This window comes from Anaerococcus sp. (assembly GCF_030825785.1).
GTDB lineage: Bacteria > Bacillota > Clostridia > Tissierellales > Peptoniphilaceae > Anaerococcus.
In genome coordinates this window covers 39,753-55,525 of record NZ_JAPJPG010000001.1, presented here as the reverse complement: position 1 = coordinate 55,525, position 15,773 = coordinate 39,753, and the positions used below count along the sequence as shown (strand labels likewise).

Genomic DNA, 15,773 nt, shown 5'->3' with positions numbered 1-15,773 from the left:
TTTCTTTGAAATTAACACTTTTAATTATTATAACACTTCTTTATCATAGCCTTCAATCAGATTGAAAATAAGCCCTTATCTAGTATTATAATATAGTCTAAAACGAAAAGGAGTCTTATGAAAAAAGATATAAAACTAATTGTATTTGACATAGATGGTACTTTAGTAAATGATAAAAAAGAAATGCTTGACGAAAACGTCGCAGCTATCAAAAAACTAAAAGAAAAGGGGGTTAAGATAGTCCTAAACTCTGGCAGGACCTTTAATGCTATGTGGAGGATGCGTCAAAAGCTTGATCTTATGGCCTATGATGACTATTCTATCTGCGGAACTGGAGCCTTTGTAAGGAGAAATGCTGATGGTAAGGCCCTTATATCAAATCCCTTAGGAGAGAAAGATTACGAAAAGATCAAGAGCTTGGTAGGAGAAGAAGACTTACAGATTACAATCCACACCATGAATATCCTCTACTTAAATGCAGAAGTCCCAAATGATGCCTTCTTGTACGATCAATGGCAAGTTTCTATGCCTTGGTTTAAGTTTGAAAAGTTTGAGGACATAGAGGACAGCATATGTAGGATTGCCCTTGCAGGAGAAAAGGACCTTCTCGATAAGTTTACTGAGGAAAATAGGAAAGAGCTTGTCAAAGACTATAAGATTATGAGAAATGAAAAGCGTCTTCTAGAAATCTTAAATAAAAACTCAGGTAAGTCTGAAAGTCTAAAGAAACTAGCCCAAATGCTTGAAATCGACAGAGAGAACATCATGTATTTTGGTGATGGGATGAATGATGTGAAGAGCTTGGACTTTGCAGGATGTGGTGTGGCCATGGCTTCCGGTATGAAAGAAGCCCAAGATGCGGCAGACTTTGTCATAGGATCAAACGAAGAGCCTTCCATAGCTGAGTTTCTTAAGGAGTATTTTAATCTAGATGTCTAGATTTGTAACCTTATCTTCTGGATCATCAGGCAATGTAAGCTTTCTCGAATACAAGGGTTCTCGCATACTAATCGATGCGGGATTTTCCGGAAGAAAAATAGAAAATCTCCTAGGCCAAATAGGGGAGAAAGCAAAGGATCTCGATGGGATATTTCTCACTCACGAGCACAACGACCACATCCAAGGAGCAGGAGTTCTATCGAGAAGATTTGATATTCCAATCTATGCCAACGAGGGAACCTGGAAGGGTTTTTCTAAAAAGGCTAAGAGATTAAAGGAAGAGAATATAAAAATATTTAAGACAAATCAGTTCATAAACTTTAAGTCAATGGATATCCTCCCAATATCCATCCATCATGATGCTATGGAACCTGTTGGATATGTTATCTATCTGGGAAATAAAAAGATAAGCCTTATTTCTGATACAGGAATAATAGATGAGAAAATTGCCTACGAGATCAAGGGATCTGATATATATTATATGGAAGCAAATCACGACCTAGAAGCCCTAAAGCTTGGGCCATATCCACATAATCTTAAGCTTAGAGTTATGGGGAATATGGGACATTTGTCAAATGACCAGTCGGCGGAGGCTCTAGCAGATGCCCTAGTTGGTAAGAATGAGACAGTTTTTCTATCCCACCTATCAGATACCAACAACACCCCAGAGCTTTCAAGACTTACAGTAGATAATTATCTTACAAGTTTGGGACTTGATACAGAAAAAGATATAAGCTTGGAGGTTTGTGAAAGATACATACCTTCAAAAATAGTGGAGTTATAATGGAATTAGTAGAAATTAAAAGATCACTTATAAAAAAATACAGGAAGGAAATCTGGTCGCCTTTTATCAAGGCGGTCAAGGAGTTTTCCTTGATAAATGAAGGAGACAAGGTCGCTGTTGCCATATCTGGCGGCAAGGATTCCTTGATTCTTGCAAAGCTTATCGAAGAATTACATAAGCACTCTAGGGTAAAGTTTGATGTAGAATATATCTCTATGGATCCAGGCTACGATAAGGAAAATAGAGACTTACTAGAAAAAAACCTGGCCTATCTTAATATAGATGCTACAATTTATGATTCGGAAGTTTTCGAAGTAGCCGAGACCATAACCAAGGGAGACTACCCTTGCTATATGTGTGCTAGGATGAGAAGGGGATTTCTCTATGCCAAGGCAAAGGAGTTAGGATGCAATAAAGTAGCCCTGGGCCATCATATGAATGATGTAATCGAGACAACCATGATGAATGTCCTCTATGCAGGAAACTTCAAGACTATGAAGCCTAAGCTTATTGCCCAAAACTTTGAGGATATGGAGCTAATTAGGCCTCTTTATTATCTTCACGAGGATGATATCAAAAGATGGAGGGATTACGTATCTCTATCTGCCCTAAATTGTGCCTGCACAGTCACCAAATCTAGCGAATCTTACACTAGAAAGAAAATAAAAGAATTAATAGCAGAACTTAAAAAAGACAACCCAGATGTAGAAAAGTCAATCCTAAGATCAGCAGAAAATGTCAATTGCGATATGGTCCTAGGCTATCAAATAAAGGGAGAAAAACACTCGTTTTTGGAGGAATTTGAATGATAATAGATTTTATAAAAGTCCTAATCCTTTCTATAGTAGAAGGAGTTACGGAATTCTTGCCAGTATCATCGACTGGGCATTTGATCTTAGTAAATCAATTTGTAAAGCTCGAACCAGAAGGATTTTCCAACGCCTTCAATATAATCATCCAACTAGGGGCAATCCTATCTGTCGTAGTGATTTACTTTAAAAGGCTCAACCCTTGGGATAGGGAAAAGACAGAAAGATACTTTCCTAGAAACTACGATAAGCTAAATGGTCAATCCAGATTCTACTTTAGACTAACCCATCCAGACAAGAAGACAATAGAGCTTTGGAAAAGAGTTATAGTAGGAATCCTTCCAGCCATGATCTTAGGCCTACTCTTTGATGATTTCATAGATGAGCACCTATTTAATCCAATGGTTGTTGCAACTATGCTACTAGTATGGGGTCTAATAATAATCTTTGTAGAAAAAAGAAATAAAGGAAACAAGGGCTTTAGGCACGATAATATAGCTATGGTTTCCTATAAGACCGTGCTTGCTATAGGATTCTTCCAAACTCTTGCCATGATTCCAGGAACAAGTAGGTCAGCTGCAACAATTATGGGAGCCATGATCCTAGGAATATCAAGATCTGCTGCAGCAGAATTCTCATTTTTTCTAGCCATTCCTACTATGCTTGGGGCAACTTTACTTAAAGTAATTAAGAACTTCGGAGGATTTAGTGCCTACCAATGGCTCCTAATCCTTTTGGGCATGGTCCTAAGCTTTCTTGTAGCATATTTTGTTATAAAGAAATTCATGGCTTACATCAGAAACAATGACTTTATTCCATTTGGAATCTATAGAATAATACTAGCTATCGTAGTATTTATTTACTTTTTATTCTTTTAGATGAAAAAAAGATGCGAATGGGCCAAAGGTGATCTCCTTGAAAGATATCACGATGAGGAATACGGAAATATAAGCCACGATGATGATTATATCTTCGAGATCCTTGTCTTGGAATTTATGCAGGCAGGTATTAGCTTTGAAATAATCCTAAAGAAAAGAGAGGCCATGAGAGAGGCCTTCGACGGCTTTAATTATAGAAAAATAGCCTCCTATGATGATCAAAAAATCGAAGAGCTCATGGCAAATGATAAAATAATCCGAAACAAGAAAAAGTTAATAGCCTTGGTAAAAAACGCCAAGGCCTTCATAAAAGTAAGAGAAGAATACGGATCTTTTGATAGGTATCTAGAAAACTTCATCAAAGAGCCCATAGACTATAGGAGAAAAGAAGGAGAAGTAATAGCAAAAAGCAAACTTTCCGATAAACTATCAAAGGATATGAAAGATAAATCATTCTCCTTCGTAGGACCAGTTACAATTCACTCCTTCCTAGAAGCCATAGGAAGAATAAATTGCCACTCTCTTTCTTGCTTTAAACACTAAAACAGCTAGACTAAGTTAATCTTGGTCTAGCTATTTTTATGTTGATATATAAATTTAAAATATTAGGGCCTATCTATAATCGCTAGGACTTTTGTCATAGAATTCCTTAAAGGCCTTAGAAAAATATAAGGGATCCTTAAAGCCTACCGAATAAGCAATTACCTTTACCGATTCCTTGGTATTTTCTAGAAGCTGATAGGCTCTTTTCATCCTAATTTCTTGTAGATACTGTTTGGGAGACATAGATGTGTATTCCTTAAAGATCCTTGTTAGATAGCTTCTATTGACATTAAGCTGAGATGCAATATCCTGGATTGATAAATCGGCCTTGTTATATTGGGTTTCTATTATACGCCTACAATCAAGGCATATTTGTGTGCGACTGCTTACTTGCTTTTTATTAGCTTGTGGAGCAATCTTAATTAACTCATATAAAACTTCGTAGCTTTGACCAATAAGCTTAAGAAGCTTTAGGTTATGGTCGTCTATACTTTCAGAATGCTCGACCATCGATTTTATTATGCTTCCTAGCTTTTTCGTATCACAAGTATCAGATGATTTGATATAAGAAAATTCATGAATGCTAGATAAAGACAGATAATCCTTAATCCTATTGCCGTTTATACCAATCCAATAATAAGACCAAGGCTCGTCCTTATCTGCCTGGTAGTAGGTAAGTTCATTTGCCTTTAATAAAAACAAATCACCCCTCTTCAAAAATATTTTTTCTTTCTTGTAATGAAAATAGCCCGACCCGCTACTTATATAGTGAAGGACATAATTATCCCTTATGGCAGGGCCGAAATCTTGCAAAGATTTGCAGTCTTCGTAACCCACAAAATCAACCGATACATCCATACTAAGTGTATCAAATTCAGAATAAATAACCATAGTACTCTCCAATAGTAACATTTTACCATATAGGAACAACAAAAGTCCATTCAAGGAATCGCTTTCATATTATATAATTTATATAAATAGAGGAGGAATCTATGGGAATTATTATTAAAGATAGGCTCTACTACGTGCATGCTAAGGGCCTGTCGATGATTTTAGAAAATCGTGATGGAGATTTGTTACTTAAACACCTAGGAAAAAGTATTAAGAATTATAATTTTTCGAATAGGGTATTTGAAAAGGACCACGCTTTTTCAGCAACACAAAATCCCGATGACAGGACTTATAGTTACGATACGCAAAGGCAAGCCTTTGGAGTCCATGGCTTTGGGGACTTTAGGCATCCATCGATTAAAATTGAGCATGGTAACAATGAACTTACACTATTTAAAATAAAAGAAAGTCATATTCTAGATTATGAAGTCGATGCAGAAGGACTTCCAAATCCACACTCTAAAAATGGGGCTGAGACTCTTCTTTTAGTTTTGGAGGATGAAGTTAGTGAGCTTGAACTAAAAATCTACTACACAGCATACGAGGATTCTCCAACCATATCTACCTTTACAAGCTTGGTAAATAAGTCAAACCAAGAAGTAGTTATTCACAGAGATTTATCTGCTATGTTTGATATGCCTGCTTCTTCTTATGATATAATAAGCTTACAGGGAGCCTACGCTAGAGAGAAAACTCTCCGCCGCCGAAAGGTAGATCAGGGAATGTTTTCGGTATCTTCAAACCGTGGGGCATCTGGCCACTCTCAAACTCCAGCTATAATCTTATCAGACTCTCTGGCAAATGAAGATTATGGTGAAGTCTGGGCCCTTCAGCTAATGTATAGTGGCAATTTCCAAGCAAGTGTTGAGAAAAGCCAATTAAATGAAGTCAGGGTTTCGATTGGAATTGCTGATGATAATTTCGCTTGGAAGCTTAGACCAGGTGAGAGCTTCGATACTCCAGTAGCCTTACTAACTTATTCAGATAAGGGTCTTACAAAACTAAGCCAGGAAAGTCAAAGCTTTGTACAAAACCATATCATGGCCAAAAACTTTGCTTATGAGAAAAGACCAATCCTAATTAACAACTGGGAGGCTACATACTTTGACTTTGATAAGGATAAGATAGCTAGCTTAACCGATGAAGCAAGTAAGCTTGGAATTGAGCTTTTCGTCCTCGATGATGGCTGGTTTGGCAATCGTTTTGATGACAATAGGGCTCTGGGAGATTGGCAGGTAAATGAAAAGAAGATCGGCTGTAAGCTTAGTGAACTTATAAGCGATGTTCACAAAAAGGGGATGAAATTTGGCCTTTGGGTCGAGCCTGAAATGATTTCTGTGGATAGTAATCTTTACAGAAAGCATCCAGACTGGGCTATCCAAGCACCTAAGAGAGACCATAGTTATTCAAGAAATCAACTTGTCCTTAATTTAGCGAACCCAGAGGTAGTGGCTTATCTTAAAGAAATACTAGATGATCTTCTATCAAATCATGATATCGATTATATAAAATGGGATTATAATAGAAATATTACAAATATTGGAAATGGTAAAGATTATCTCGAAACGATTGAGCAAGCCCATAAATATATGCTAGGATTTTATGATTTAGTTAAGTTCTTGACAGAAAAACATTCAGATGTACTCTTTGAGTCATGCTCGGGAGGTGGTGGAAGAAACGATCTTGGAGTTATGAGATATTTCCCCCAAGTTTGGGCAAGCGATAATACAGATGCTATAAATAGGCTTCCAATCCAATATGGTTCGACCTTCCTTTATCCAACTATAAGTATGGGAGCCCATGTTTCAGCCTCACCTAATCACCAGATGAAGCGAGTAACTCCTCTTAAAACTAGAGGTCATGTCGCTATGATGGGCAATTTTGGTTATGAACTAGATTTAAGCAAATTAAGCGAGGAAGAAAAAAACGGGATAAAAGAGCAAGTAAACTTGTACAAAGAAATTCGCCCTATAATTCAATTTGGAAGACAATACAGGTTAATTAATCCGAGCAGAGAGAGTAATGAAGCTGCTGTAGAATTTGTAAAAGATGATAGGATTCTAGTGACTTATGTAAGGAAACTTTCAACTATAGAAGAGATTGAAACTACTCTTAAGCTAAAGGGTCTTGAAGAAGAAAGCATATATCGTTTGCATGGAACAAATAAGGTATACTCAGGAGCAGAGCTTATGTATGCTGGTCTAACTATAGCAATGGATGAGGGAGATTTCCTAAGTAAACAATATTACTTTACTAAAATTGAAGCTTAAATTTCTAAAAGGAGAAAGAAATGAAAAAAAATAAGAGATTTATTATAAGGAGGATGGTCTTCTTTTTGATCGTTCTCATAAATCTTACTTCCTGTTCTAATAAGGAAGAAAAGTCCGCAGACGGTAGGGTCGTGATCGAATTTTTCAACCAGAAAAAAGAAATGGTCGACACCTTAGAGGAAATAGTAAAAGATTTTGAAAAAGAAAATCCTGACATAAAGGTAAACATGACAAGCGTACCGGATGCCGGAACAGTGCTTAAAACCCGTATGCTTGCGGGCGATAGCCCAGATATCGTTAATATACACCCACAAAATATGGACTTTAAGGAATGGGCCAAGGCGGGCTACTTTAAAGATTTAAGCGAAGCGACTTATCTTTCTAATATAGTAAATGATTATGAGAAAAAGTACGCCATAGATGGAAAAATTTACAATGTCCCTTTATCAGCTAACTTCTATTGTATCTACTACAACAAGACAAAATTCGATGAATTAGGACTAAAGGTTCCTGAAACTTGGGAAGAATTCAAAAAGCTAGTAGAAGATATTAAGGCTAAGGGAGAAGTTCCTTTTGCCGTAGCAGGTAGTGAGGGTTGGACCCTGAATGGGTACCATCAACTTTCCTTGATTAATATTACAGGAAGTGATGAGAAAGCAAACGATTATCTAAGATATTCTGAGGTAAATTCAATTAATGAAAAGGACGATATCCTAGTAAAAGACAGCGAGTACCTAGACTTGCTAGCAGATAAGGGAAATGCTCAAAGAAACTGGGAAGGGGCCTCATACAATGATTCTGTGGTTGCCTACGCAACAGAAAAATCCCTAATGCTTGCTGGTGGATCTTGGGTACTTGCGGCAATTAGCCAACAAAACCCTGAATTTGAAGTAGCTACCTTTGCTTTCCCAGGAGTAAATAAGAGAGAGGAAGTTACAGTAGGAGCAGGAGACTTGGCACTTTCTATATCAGAAAATACTAAACACCCTGAAGAAGCAGACCGCTTTCTAGAATACATGACAAGTAAGGAAGCTATGCAAAAGTACTACGATGTAGATGGGTCACCGGTTGCTGTAAAGGGAGTAAAGGAGAATGAAGATTCGCCACTTGCACCTTTGTATAAGCTTGCTTTTACTGACAGACACTATGTTTGGTTGGGTCAAGAGTGGAATAGTGAAGAGGACTTCTTCCAAGCTACAACTAATTATCTACTAACACAAGACAGGGCCCAATTAGCTAAGGAGCTCAATGCTTTCTTTAATCCGATGAAAGCTAGCAATAAAAAGGAGTAAATAACATGAGAAAGTTTTTAAATAAACATTGGGGTTGGACCTTTTTAATCATACCTTTGATATTACAAGCCATATTTTTCTATTTTCCAATGTTACAGGGAGCTTTTTACAGCTTTACCAACTGGACAGGGCTAACCTATAACTTTGATTTCGTAGGAATAAATAACTATTCAATCCTTATGACTGATGAGAAGTTCTTTAAGGCTTTAGGCTTTACCTTGATACTTACTGTATGCCTTATAGTTGGAGAAATAGTATTTGGTATATTAATAGCTAGAGCCCTAAATTCAAAAATCAAGGGACAAACTTTTTTTAGAGCCTGGTTCTTCTTCCCAGCTGTCCTATCAGGCCTAACCGTATCTTTGATTTTCAAACAAATCTTTAACTACGGACTTCCAGCCATAGGAGAATCCTTAAATATAGAATTTCTAAAGACTAGTCTTTTGGGAACGACTTACGGTTCTATCTTCGCTGCTATATTTGTAATGCTCTGGCAGGGAGTTGCTATGCCAATAATAATTTTCCTATCAGGTCTACAGACAATTCCAACAGAAATAAAAGAAGCGGCGGCTATTGATGGGGCAACTAGTAGACAGACATTTTGGAGCATAGAACTACCCTACCTCTTGCCAAGCATATCTATGGTCTTTATCATGGCCCTTAAGGCAGGGCTTACAGCCTTTGATCAAATCTTTGCACTTACAGGAGGAGGTCCTAGCAATTCCACAACCTCTATAGGACTTTTAGTTTATAACTACGCCTTTAAGAGCAACCAATACGGCTACGCCAATGCCATAGCCCTTATACTATTTTTGCTTATAGCCATAGTTTCTATTGTCCAAATTAAGATTTCAAAACGTTACGAAGTATGAGGAGATAAATATGAAAATAGAAGAAAATAATAATAGATTCTGGAAGTATGTTCTCTTGATAGTGGGATCTTTCCTAATATTGATTCCTCTACTAGCTACGATTTTCAGTTCCTTTAAAACGACCAAGGATATAATGCAAAACTTCTTTGGCTTTCCAAATCCAGTTACCTTGGATAACTTTAGACGCTTGATAGAAGATGGAATTGGAAAATATTTCTTAAACTCAACTATAATTACAATAGCATCAGTTGTCCTAGTAACTATATTTATACCAGCTGCTGCTTATTCAATAGCAAGAAATATGTCAAAGTCCCGTGCATTTAATATTATGTATATCCTTCTAATTTTAGGGATTTTTGTACCCTTCCAAGTCATTATGATTCCTATTACAGTTATGATGAGTCGTATTGGAATGGCAAATATCTTTGGCCTAGTAATCCTATATCTAACCTATTCAATCCCACAAACCTTGTTCCTCTATGTAGGCTATATCAAGCTAAGTGTGCCAGATAGCTTGGATGAGGCAGCTGAGATTGATGGAGCGGATAGATTTACAACTTATAGGAAAATTATATTTCCTATGCTAAAGCCAATGCACGCTACAGCCCTTATAATAAATGCCCTTTGGTTTTGGAATGACTTTATGCTACCACTTTTGATACTTAACAAGTCATCAGACCTTTGGTCATTACCTCTTTTCCAATACAACTACACAGGCCAGTATCTAAGTGACTACGGTCCAAGCTTTGCATCTTATGTTGTTGGTATTATTACAATAACAATAGTTTATCTAATATTCCAAAAGAATATTATTTCAGGAATGAGCAAGGGTGCTGTTAAATAGGCATATCTACTTATGAGAAAATAGGAGAAACTTATGGGAATTCAAAACAAAACTATGCTTATTACTTATTCAGATAGTTTAGGCAAAGATTTAAAAGATTTAAAAGAAAATTTAGAAAAATATTTTAAGGATGCCGTAGGGGGCGTCCATATATTACCATTTTTTCCATCGACAGGGGATAGGGGCTTTGCTCCAATCGACTATGATGAGGTAGATCCTAAGTTTGGAGATTGGGAAGATATTAAGGCCTTAGGAGAAAGATACTATCTTATGTTTGATTTTATGATCAATCATATTTCTCGAAAGTCAAAATACTATAAGGACTATCAGGAAAAGCATGAAGATAGTGAATATAAAGATTTATTCCTAAATTGGGATAAGTTCTGGCCAGAAAATCGTCCTAGCCAAGCCGATATAGATTTAATCTATAAAAGAAAAGACAGGGCTCCCAAGCAAGAAATTAAATTTAAAGATGGATCTGTTGAAAATCTTTGGAATACATTTGGAGAAGAGCAGATTGACCTAGATGTTAGAACTGAAGTCACTATGGATTTTATAAAGAAAAATATAGATAATCTTTCTAAAAAGGGCTGTGACATCATAAGACTTGATGCCTTTGCTTATGCTATCAAAAAGCTAGATACAAATGACTTTTTTGTAGAACCTAAAATATGGGGTTTACTAGATAAGATAAGAGAGATGGCAGTTAAAAATAATGTAGAAATACTGCCTGAAATTCACGAACATTACAAGATACAGTTTAAAATAGCAAGTCATGATTATTTTATATATGATTTTGCCTTGCCGATGCTAACTTTATATAGCCTTTATTCTGGAAAGGTAGACAGACTTAAAAATTGGTTAGAAAAAAGCCCTATGAAACAATTCACCACCCTAGATACCCACGATGGTATTGGTGTGGTTGATGTAAAAGATATAATGACCGATGATGAGATAGCCTTTACTACAGACCAGCTTTATAAGGTTGGAGCCAATGTTAATAGGAAATATTCAACAGCAGAATATAACAATCTCGATATATATCAGATCAATACTACTTACTATTCAGCTCTTGGAGATGATGATAAAAAATACTTTATAGCTCGCCTTATTCAAGCATTTGCTCCTGGAATTCCTCAAGTTTATTATGTGGGATTTCTAGCGGGGAAAAACGACTTAAAGCTTCTTGAAGAAACAAAAGAAGGGCGAAATATAAATCGTCATTATTATTCCAATGAGGAGATAGCTAGGGAAGTGGAAAGACCTATAGTGAAAGCCCTCCTAATGCTTTTTAAATTTAGAAATAGGTCAGAAGCTTTTGACCTAGAAGGTTCGATATCAGTCGAAAATGAGGGAGAAAACATAATAATAATTACTCGTAAGAATAAAGATGGAAGTGCAGTAGCTAAAGCAAGAATAGATCTTAAGAATCTGGCCTATAAAGTTACTGAAGATGATAAAGAAATAGAATTTTTAAATATATAGTTAGGAATTAGCACATGACAACTTTAAAATTAAATCATATATACAAAAAATATCCGAAATCTACCCACTATGCAGTAGAAGATTTCAATCTAGACATAAAGGACAAGGAATTTATTGTCTTTGTAGGACCTTCTGGTTGTGGTAAGTCTACCACCCTTCGTATGATTGCAGGTCTTGAAGATATAACAGAGGGGGAGCTTTTCATAGATGATGAGCTAGTTAATGAAAAATCTGCTAAAGATCGTGAAATCGCTATGGTATTTCAAAACTACGCCCTCTATCCCCACATGACTGTCTACGATAACATGGCCTTTGCTTTAAAACTTAGAGATCTAAAAAAGGATGAAATTGATAGACGCGTCAAGGAAGCAGCAGAGATTCTTGACTTAACGGAACTATTAAAACGTAAACCAGCTGATCTTTCAGGAGGTCAGAGGCAACGTGTGGCAATGGGTAGGGCAATTGTACGTGAAGCCAAAGTCTTCTTGATGGATGAGCCCCTATCAAACCTAGATGCTAAGCTTAGAGTTTCAATGAGGGCAGAAATTTCTAAGATTCACCGCCGTATTGGAGCAACAACCATATATGTAACCCACGATCAGACCGAAGCCATGACCCTAGCTGATAGGATTGTAATAATGAGCTCAAGGAAAAATCCAGACGGGTCTGGTACCATAGGAAGAATAGAGCAAATAGGAACACCTTATGAACTTTACAATAAGCCAGTCAACAAATTCGTGGCAGAATTTATAGGAAGTCCTTCAATGAACTTCTTTGAGGTAAATATTCTTGGATCTGAAATGATGGATAGTAATGGCCTTTGTATACAAATACCTGAAGGACACAGAAAGACCCTAGAAAAGAAGGGCTATGTTGGCAAGAAAGCTATTTTCGGCATAAGACCAGAAGATATATCAAGCAGCGAAATAGCAAGAGAGACCTACCCAAGTTCAACAATTGATGCGGAAGTAGTAATGTCAGAGCTACTTGGAAATGAAACAATCCTTTATACAAAACAAGGAAATAACGAGTTTGCTTCAAGGGTTGGGGCAATGGAGTACAGAAATCCAGGAGAGCGTGTGAAGCTTAGCATAAATGTAGCCAAGGGACATTTCTTCGATATAGATACAGAAAAGACCATTAGTTAAAAATATTTGTTAGATATTAGAAAAAGACTAAAATGAAATTACGGGGCAAAATTTGCCTTAAAGAATTTAGGAAAGAATTTAGAGAGGTGGAATATGAAAAAACATTGGTGGCATAAGGCAACTATTTATCAGATTTATCCAAGGTCTTTTATGGACTCAAACAATGATGGTATAGGAGATCTCAAAGGAATTATTTCTAAGCTCGATTATCTCGAAAAGCTCGGGATCAATGCGATTTGGCTTTCTCCAGTTTATCAAAGTCCAATGGATGATAATGGCTATGATATTTCTGATTATAGGGCTATTGCAGATATTTTTGGCGATATGGATGATATGGAAGAGCTTTTGGCAGAAGCTAAGAAAAGAGACATTAGAATCATCATGGATCTTGTTGTAAACCATACCTCAGATGAGCATGCTTGGTTTATAGAGGCGAGAGACAATCAGGCTAGCTCTAAGCGTGATTATTATATTTGGAGGAAGAAGAAAAACGGCCTAGAATCTACCTTCTCTGGCTCTGCCTGGGAGTATGATGAGGCTTCAGGAGAATATTACCTCCACTTATTCAGCAAGAAGCAACCAGACCTCAACTGGGAGAATGAAGACTTGCGTCATGAAATCTACGACATGATGAACTTTTGGATTGATAAGGGAATCGGGGGCTTCCGCATGGATGTAATCGACCTACTAGGCAAAGTTCCTGATAAAGAAATCAAGGAAAATGGACCGATGCTTCATACTTACCTTAAAGAGATGAACAAAAATACCTTTGGTAAGCATGATCTTTTGACAGTGGGAGAGACTTGGGGAGCAAGTCCTGAAATTGCCAAGAAATATTCAAATCCAGAAAACGAAGAGCTATCTATGGTATTTCAATTTGAGCATATTGGCCTCCAACACAAGGAGGGTATGCCTAAATGGTTCTATGAAAAGGACCTTGATGTAAGTAAGCTTAAGGAAATTTTCGCCAAATGGCAAACTGAACTAGAGCTTGGCAAGGGTTGGAACTCGCTATTTTGGGAAAACCACGACCTTCCTAGAGTCCTTTCACTCTGGGCAGATGTCGGCGAATATAGGGAAAAATCAGCTAAGGCTCTCGCCATCCTCCTTCATCTTATGAGAGGAACTCCTTATATCTATCAAGGAGAAGAAATCGGCATGACCAATTATCCTTTCAAAGACCTAGCAGAATTTGAAGATATTGAATCAATAAATTACGCCAAGGAATGTCTAGAAAAGGGAGAAGACGAGGAAGAGATCCTAGATAGGGTATCTGTTATAGGTCGTGACAATGCTAGAACTCCTATGCAATGGGACGACTCCAAGAATGCTGGCTTTTCTAAGGCGGATTCAACCTGGCTTCCAGTAAATCCAAATTACAAGGAAATAAATGTAGAAGAAGCCCTAAAAGATCCTGATTCAATATTTTATACCTACCAAAAACTAGTTGACCTAAGGAAAAATAACGATTGGCTGGTAGATGCTGACTTTAAGCTTTTAGAAACTGAGGAGAAAGTCTTCGCCTACACAAGAGAGACAGACTTAGAAAAATACCTCATTGTGGTTAATTTTTCTGGAGAAAGCCAAGACTTTGACTTAGAAGAAAATTATACTGATATTGTAATTTCTAATACAGATGTCAAAGAAGTTAAGGATTCAGGCAAGCTTAAGGCCTGGGACGCGTTTTGTGTGAAAATTAAATAAACAAATGTGGCGGTCTTATCGACCGCCTTTCCTATGCCAATAAATCTATAAAAAATGTAATGACTAGAGGGTTGAAGAGATTTACTGCAACTGCTAGGACTATGGGAAATACGAACATTGCTATATCTGCTGGGCCCTTTTCTTCTATAACTGCTTCCATATTTGCCATGGCATTTGGTGTCTGTCCAAGGCCTACTCCGCAATGACCAGCTGCCATTACTGCAGCATCGTAGTCTTTGCCACAAAATCTGTATGTCACAAGGCTTGTATAGACTCCTATAAAAATCGCTTGGGAGATTAAGATTACAAACATAGGTCCTGCAAGGCCTATTATTGCCGAAATATTTAGGTTGATTAGGGCAAGGGATAGGAAGAGGTTGAGGGAAATATTTCCTACTATATTTACATTAGTAAGGTCCACGTCTTTTCCTAGTAGGTCGTAGATGTTTCTTACGATTAGACCTCCGAATTGGCAGCCTACATAGTAGGGAAAGCTTAGGGAAGTTAGGGCAAGGATTTTGTTTATAAAAGTTCCCAAGAAGGCTGACAGACTTATGAGTATTATGGCCTTCATCAAGGAAGATTGATTTATTATTCTTCTAATATTGTTATCTTTTGATTCGTACAAGGCACCCTTTGACCTAAGCGAGTGACTTTTTATTAGTCTTTTTGCGACAGGTCCTCCTACCAGGCTTCCAACCAAAAGTCCGAAGGTCGCCGCTGCTACCCCTATGGAGGTGCTTCCCACTGCTCCCTTAGCCTCCATGATTTTTCCAAAAGATATGGCAGATCCTATTCCTCCAGTCATTGAAGTCGATCCCATAGCCACACCGTGGAGTGGATTTATGCCCAGGATGAGGGAAATTCCTACAGAGATTACATTTTGTAAGGGTAAGAGGAGGATTATTACGATTGCAAGCTTAAGGCCAATCACTCCCGCCTTTTTCAAACTTTTAAAGGATGCGGCAAGGCCTATGGATGCAAAAAAGATATTCATAAAGAAGTCTTGGAGGGTTCCGTCGAATTTAAAGTCGATCTCGGCCCTTTCCTTGATTATAAATATCACAAGGCTAATAATAAGACCTCCTATTACAGGAGATGGAATGAAAAATTTTCTAAAAAATTCAAATTTATTTTTGATTAAGACTCCAATAATATAGGCAATCATACCAATTCCTAGAGTCTGTATAATGTCTAATTCTATAGTCATAATGTATCCTTTCCTACCTATTAGTTTATCCCTAGTGATAATTTTTACAAGCTCTTACAAAAAAAGCTTGAAAAAGGGCAATCTCGATTTGCTTACAGTATAAT

The 15,773-nt window shown here is 37.1% G+C and carries 14 protein-coding genes; 12 read left to right on the top strand and 2 right to left on the bottom strand.

Features of this window, described 5'->3' with window-relative positions; translation table 11 throughout:
- Positions 1-117 precede the first annotated feature (117 nt).
- Genes RCH56_RS00265 through RCH56_RS00245 form a run of 5 tightly spaced genes read left to right on the top strand, consistent with a single transcriptional unit; the run spans position 118 to position 3,953 of the window.
- Positions 118-939, top strand: coding sequence for a Cof-type HAD-IIB family hydrolase (locus RCH56_RS00265; RefSeq protein WP_306482994.1), 822 nt, complete (start codon positions 118-120; stop codon positions 937-939).
- The gene (locus RCH56_RS00260) at positions 932-1,723 is read left to right on the top strand and encodes an MBL fold metallo-hydrolase (protein ID WP_306482993.1); all 792 of its coding nucleotides are present in this window, start codon (positions 932-934) and stop codon (positions 1,721-1,723) included. Before RCH56_RS00265 ends, RCH56_RS00260 begins: the two co-directional genes overlap by 8 nt.
- Complete coding sequence (locus RCH56_RS00255; protein WP_306482992.1) at positions 1,723-2,532, top strand: ATP-binding protein; 810 nt, start codon at positions 1,723-1,725, stop codon at positions 2,530-2,532. Before RCH56_RS00260 ends, RCH56_RS00255 begins: the two co-directional genes overlap by 1 nt.
- Complete coding sequence (locus RCH56_RS00250) at positions 2,529-3,410, top strand: undecaprenyl-diphosphate phosphatase (protein ID WP_306482991.1); 882 nt, start codon at positions 2,529-2,531, stop codon at positions 3,408-3,410. The genes RCH56_RS00255 and RCH56_RS00250 overlap by 4 nt, the downstream gene beginning before the upstream one ends.
- Entirely contained in the window at positions 3,411-3,953 is a 543-nt protein-coding gene (locus RCH56_RS00245) for a DNA-3-methyladenine glycosylase I (protein ID WP_306482990.1), read from the top strand.
- A gap of 69 nt (positions 3,954-4,022) precedes the next feature.
- Here the strand turns inward: RCH56_RS00245 and RCH56_RS00240 are convergent, their stop codons facing one another.
- Positions 4,023-4,844: an AraC family transcriptional regulator gene (locus RCH56_RS00240; protein ID WP_306482989.1), complete on the bottom strand. Its 822-nt coding sequence runs from the start codon at positions 4,842-4,844 to the stop codon at positions 4,023-4,025.
- A 101-nt stretch (positions 4,845-4,945) separates the two neighbouring features.
- On the opposite strand from RCH56_RS00240, the gene RCH56_RS00235 reads away from it, so the two are divergent.
- From RCH56_RS00235 to RCH56_RS00205, 7 genes are all read left to right on the top strand, one after another.
- On the top strand, positions 4,946-7,114 hold the full coding sequence (locus RCH56_RS00235; RefSeq protein WP_306482988.1) for an alpha-galactosidase: 2,169 nt from the start codon (positions 4,946-4,948) through the stop codon (positions 7,112-7,114).
- A 20-nt stretch (positions 7,115-7,134) separates the two neighbouring features.
- On the top strand, positions 7,135-8,406 hold the full coding sequence (locus tag RCH56_RS00230) for an extracellular solute-binding protein (protein WP_306482987.1): 1,272 nt from the start codon (positions 7,135-7,137) through the stop codon (positions 8,404-8,406).
- A gap of 5 nt (positions 8,407-8,411) precedes the next feature.
- Positions 8,412-9,278 carry a carbohydrate ABC transporter permease gene (locus RCH56_RS00225; RefSeq protein ID WP_306482986.1) on the top strand — a complete coding sequence of 289 codons (867 nt, stop codon included), beginning with the start codon at positions 8,412-8,414 and terminating at the stop codon, positions 9,276-9,278.
- Positions 9,279-9,288: 10 nt separating this feature from the next.
- Positions 9,289-10,122, top strand: coding sequence for a carbohydrate ABC transporter permease (locus tag RCH56_RS00220; protein ID WP_306482985.1), 834 nt, complete (start codon positions 9,289-9,291; stop codon positions 10,120-10,122).
- Between the two features lie 33 nt (positions 10,123-10,155).
- On the top strand, positions 10,156-11,607 hold the full coding sequence (gene gtfA, locus RCH56_RS00215; protein WP_306482984.1) for a sucrose phosphorylase: 1,452 nt from the start codon (positions 10,156-10,158) through the stop codon (positions 11,605-11,607).
- 14 nt (positions 11,608-11,621) lie between these two features.
- On the top strand, positions 11,622-12,755 hold the full coding sequence (locus RCH56_RS00210) for an ABC transporter ATP-binding protein (protein ID WP_306482983.1): 1,134 nt from the start codon (positions 11,622-11,624) through the stop codon (positions 12,753-12,755).
- 93 nt (positions 12,756-12,848) lie between these two features.
- Positions 12,849-14,459 (top strand): alpha-glucosidase, encoded by a 1,611-nt coding sequence (locus RCH56_RS00205; RefSeq protein WP_306482982.1) that lies wholly within the window; start codon positions 12,849-12,851, stop codon positions 14,457-14,459.
- A 31-nt stretch (positions 14,460-14,490) separates the two neighbouring features.
- On the opposite strand, the gene gltS is transcribed toward RCH56_RS00205, so the two are convergent.
- Positions 14,491-15,669, bottom strand: a complete 1,179-nt coding sequence (gene gltS, locus RCH56_RS00200) for a sodium/glutamate symporter (RefSeq protein ID WP_306482981.1) — start codon at positions 15,667-15,669, stop codon at positions 14,491-14,493.
- Positions 15,670-15,773: the final 104 nt, after the last annotated feature.

Coding starts and splice junctions, on each gene's coding strand:
- RCH56_RS00265 (WP_306482994.1), top strand. CDS start 118: ATGAAAAAAGATATAAAACTAATTGTATTTGACATAGATGGTACTTTA.
- RCH56_RS00260 (WP_306482993.1), top strand. CDS start 932: ATGTCTAGATTTGTAACCTTATCTTCTGGATCATCAGGCAATGTAAGC.
- RCH56_RS00255 (WP_306482992.1), top strand. CDS start 1,723: ATGGAATTAGTAGAAATTAAAAGATCACTTATAAAAAAATACAGGAAG.
- RCH56_RS00250 (WP_306482991.1), top strand. CDS start 2,529: ATGATAATAGATTTTATAAAAGTCCTAATCCTTTCTATAGTAGAAGGA.
- RCH56_RS00245 (WP_306482990.1), top strand. CDS start 3,411: ATGAAAAAAAGATGCGAATGGGCCAAAGGTGATCTCCTTGAAAGATAT.
- RCH56_RS00240 (WP_306482989.1), bottom strand. CDS start 4,844: ATGGTTATTTATTCTGAATTTGATACACTTAGTATGGATGTATCGGTT.
- RCH56_RS00235 (WP_306482988.1), top strand. CDS start 4,946: ATGGGAATTATTATTAAAGATAGGCTCTACTACGTGCATGCTAAGGGC.
- RCH56_RS00230 (WP_306482987.1), top strand. CDS start 7,135: ATGAAAAAAAATAAGAGATTTATTATAAGGAGGATGGTCTTCTTTTTG.
- RCH56_RS00225 (WP_306482986.1), top strand. CDS start 8,412: ATGAGAAAGTTTTTAAATAAACATTGGGGTTGGACCTTTTTAATCATA.
- RCH56_RS00220 (WP_306482985.1), top strand. CDS start 9,289: ATGAAAATAGAAGAAAATAATAATAGATTCTGGAAGTATGTTCTCTTG.
- gtfA (WP_306482984.1), top strand. CDS start 10,156: ATGGGAATTCAAAACAAAACTATGCTTATTACTTATTCAGATAGTTTA.
- RCH56_RS00210 (WP_306482983.1), top strand. CDS start 11,622: ATGACAACTTTAAAATTAAATCATATATACAAAAAATATCCGAAATCT.
- RCH56_RS00205 (WP_306482982.1), top strand. CDS start 12,849: ATGAAAAAACATTGGTGGCATAAGGCAACTATTTATCAGATTTATCCA.
- gltS (WP_306482981.1), bottom strand. CDS start 15,669: ATGACTATAGAATTAGACATTATACAGACTCTAGGAATTGGTATGATT.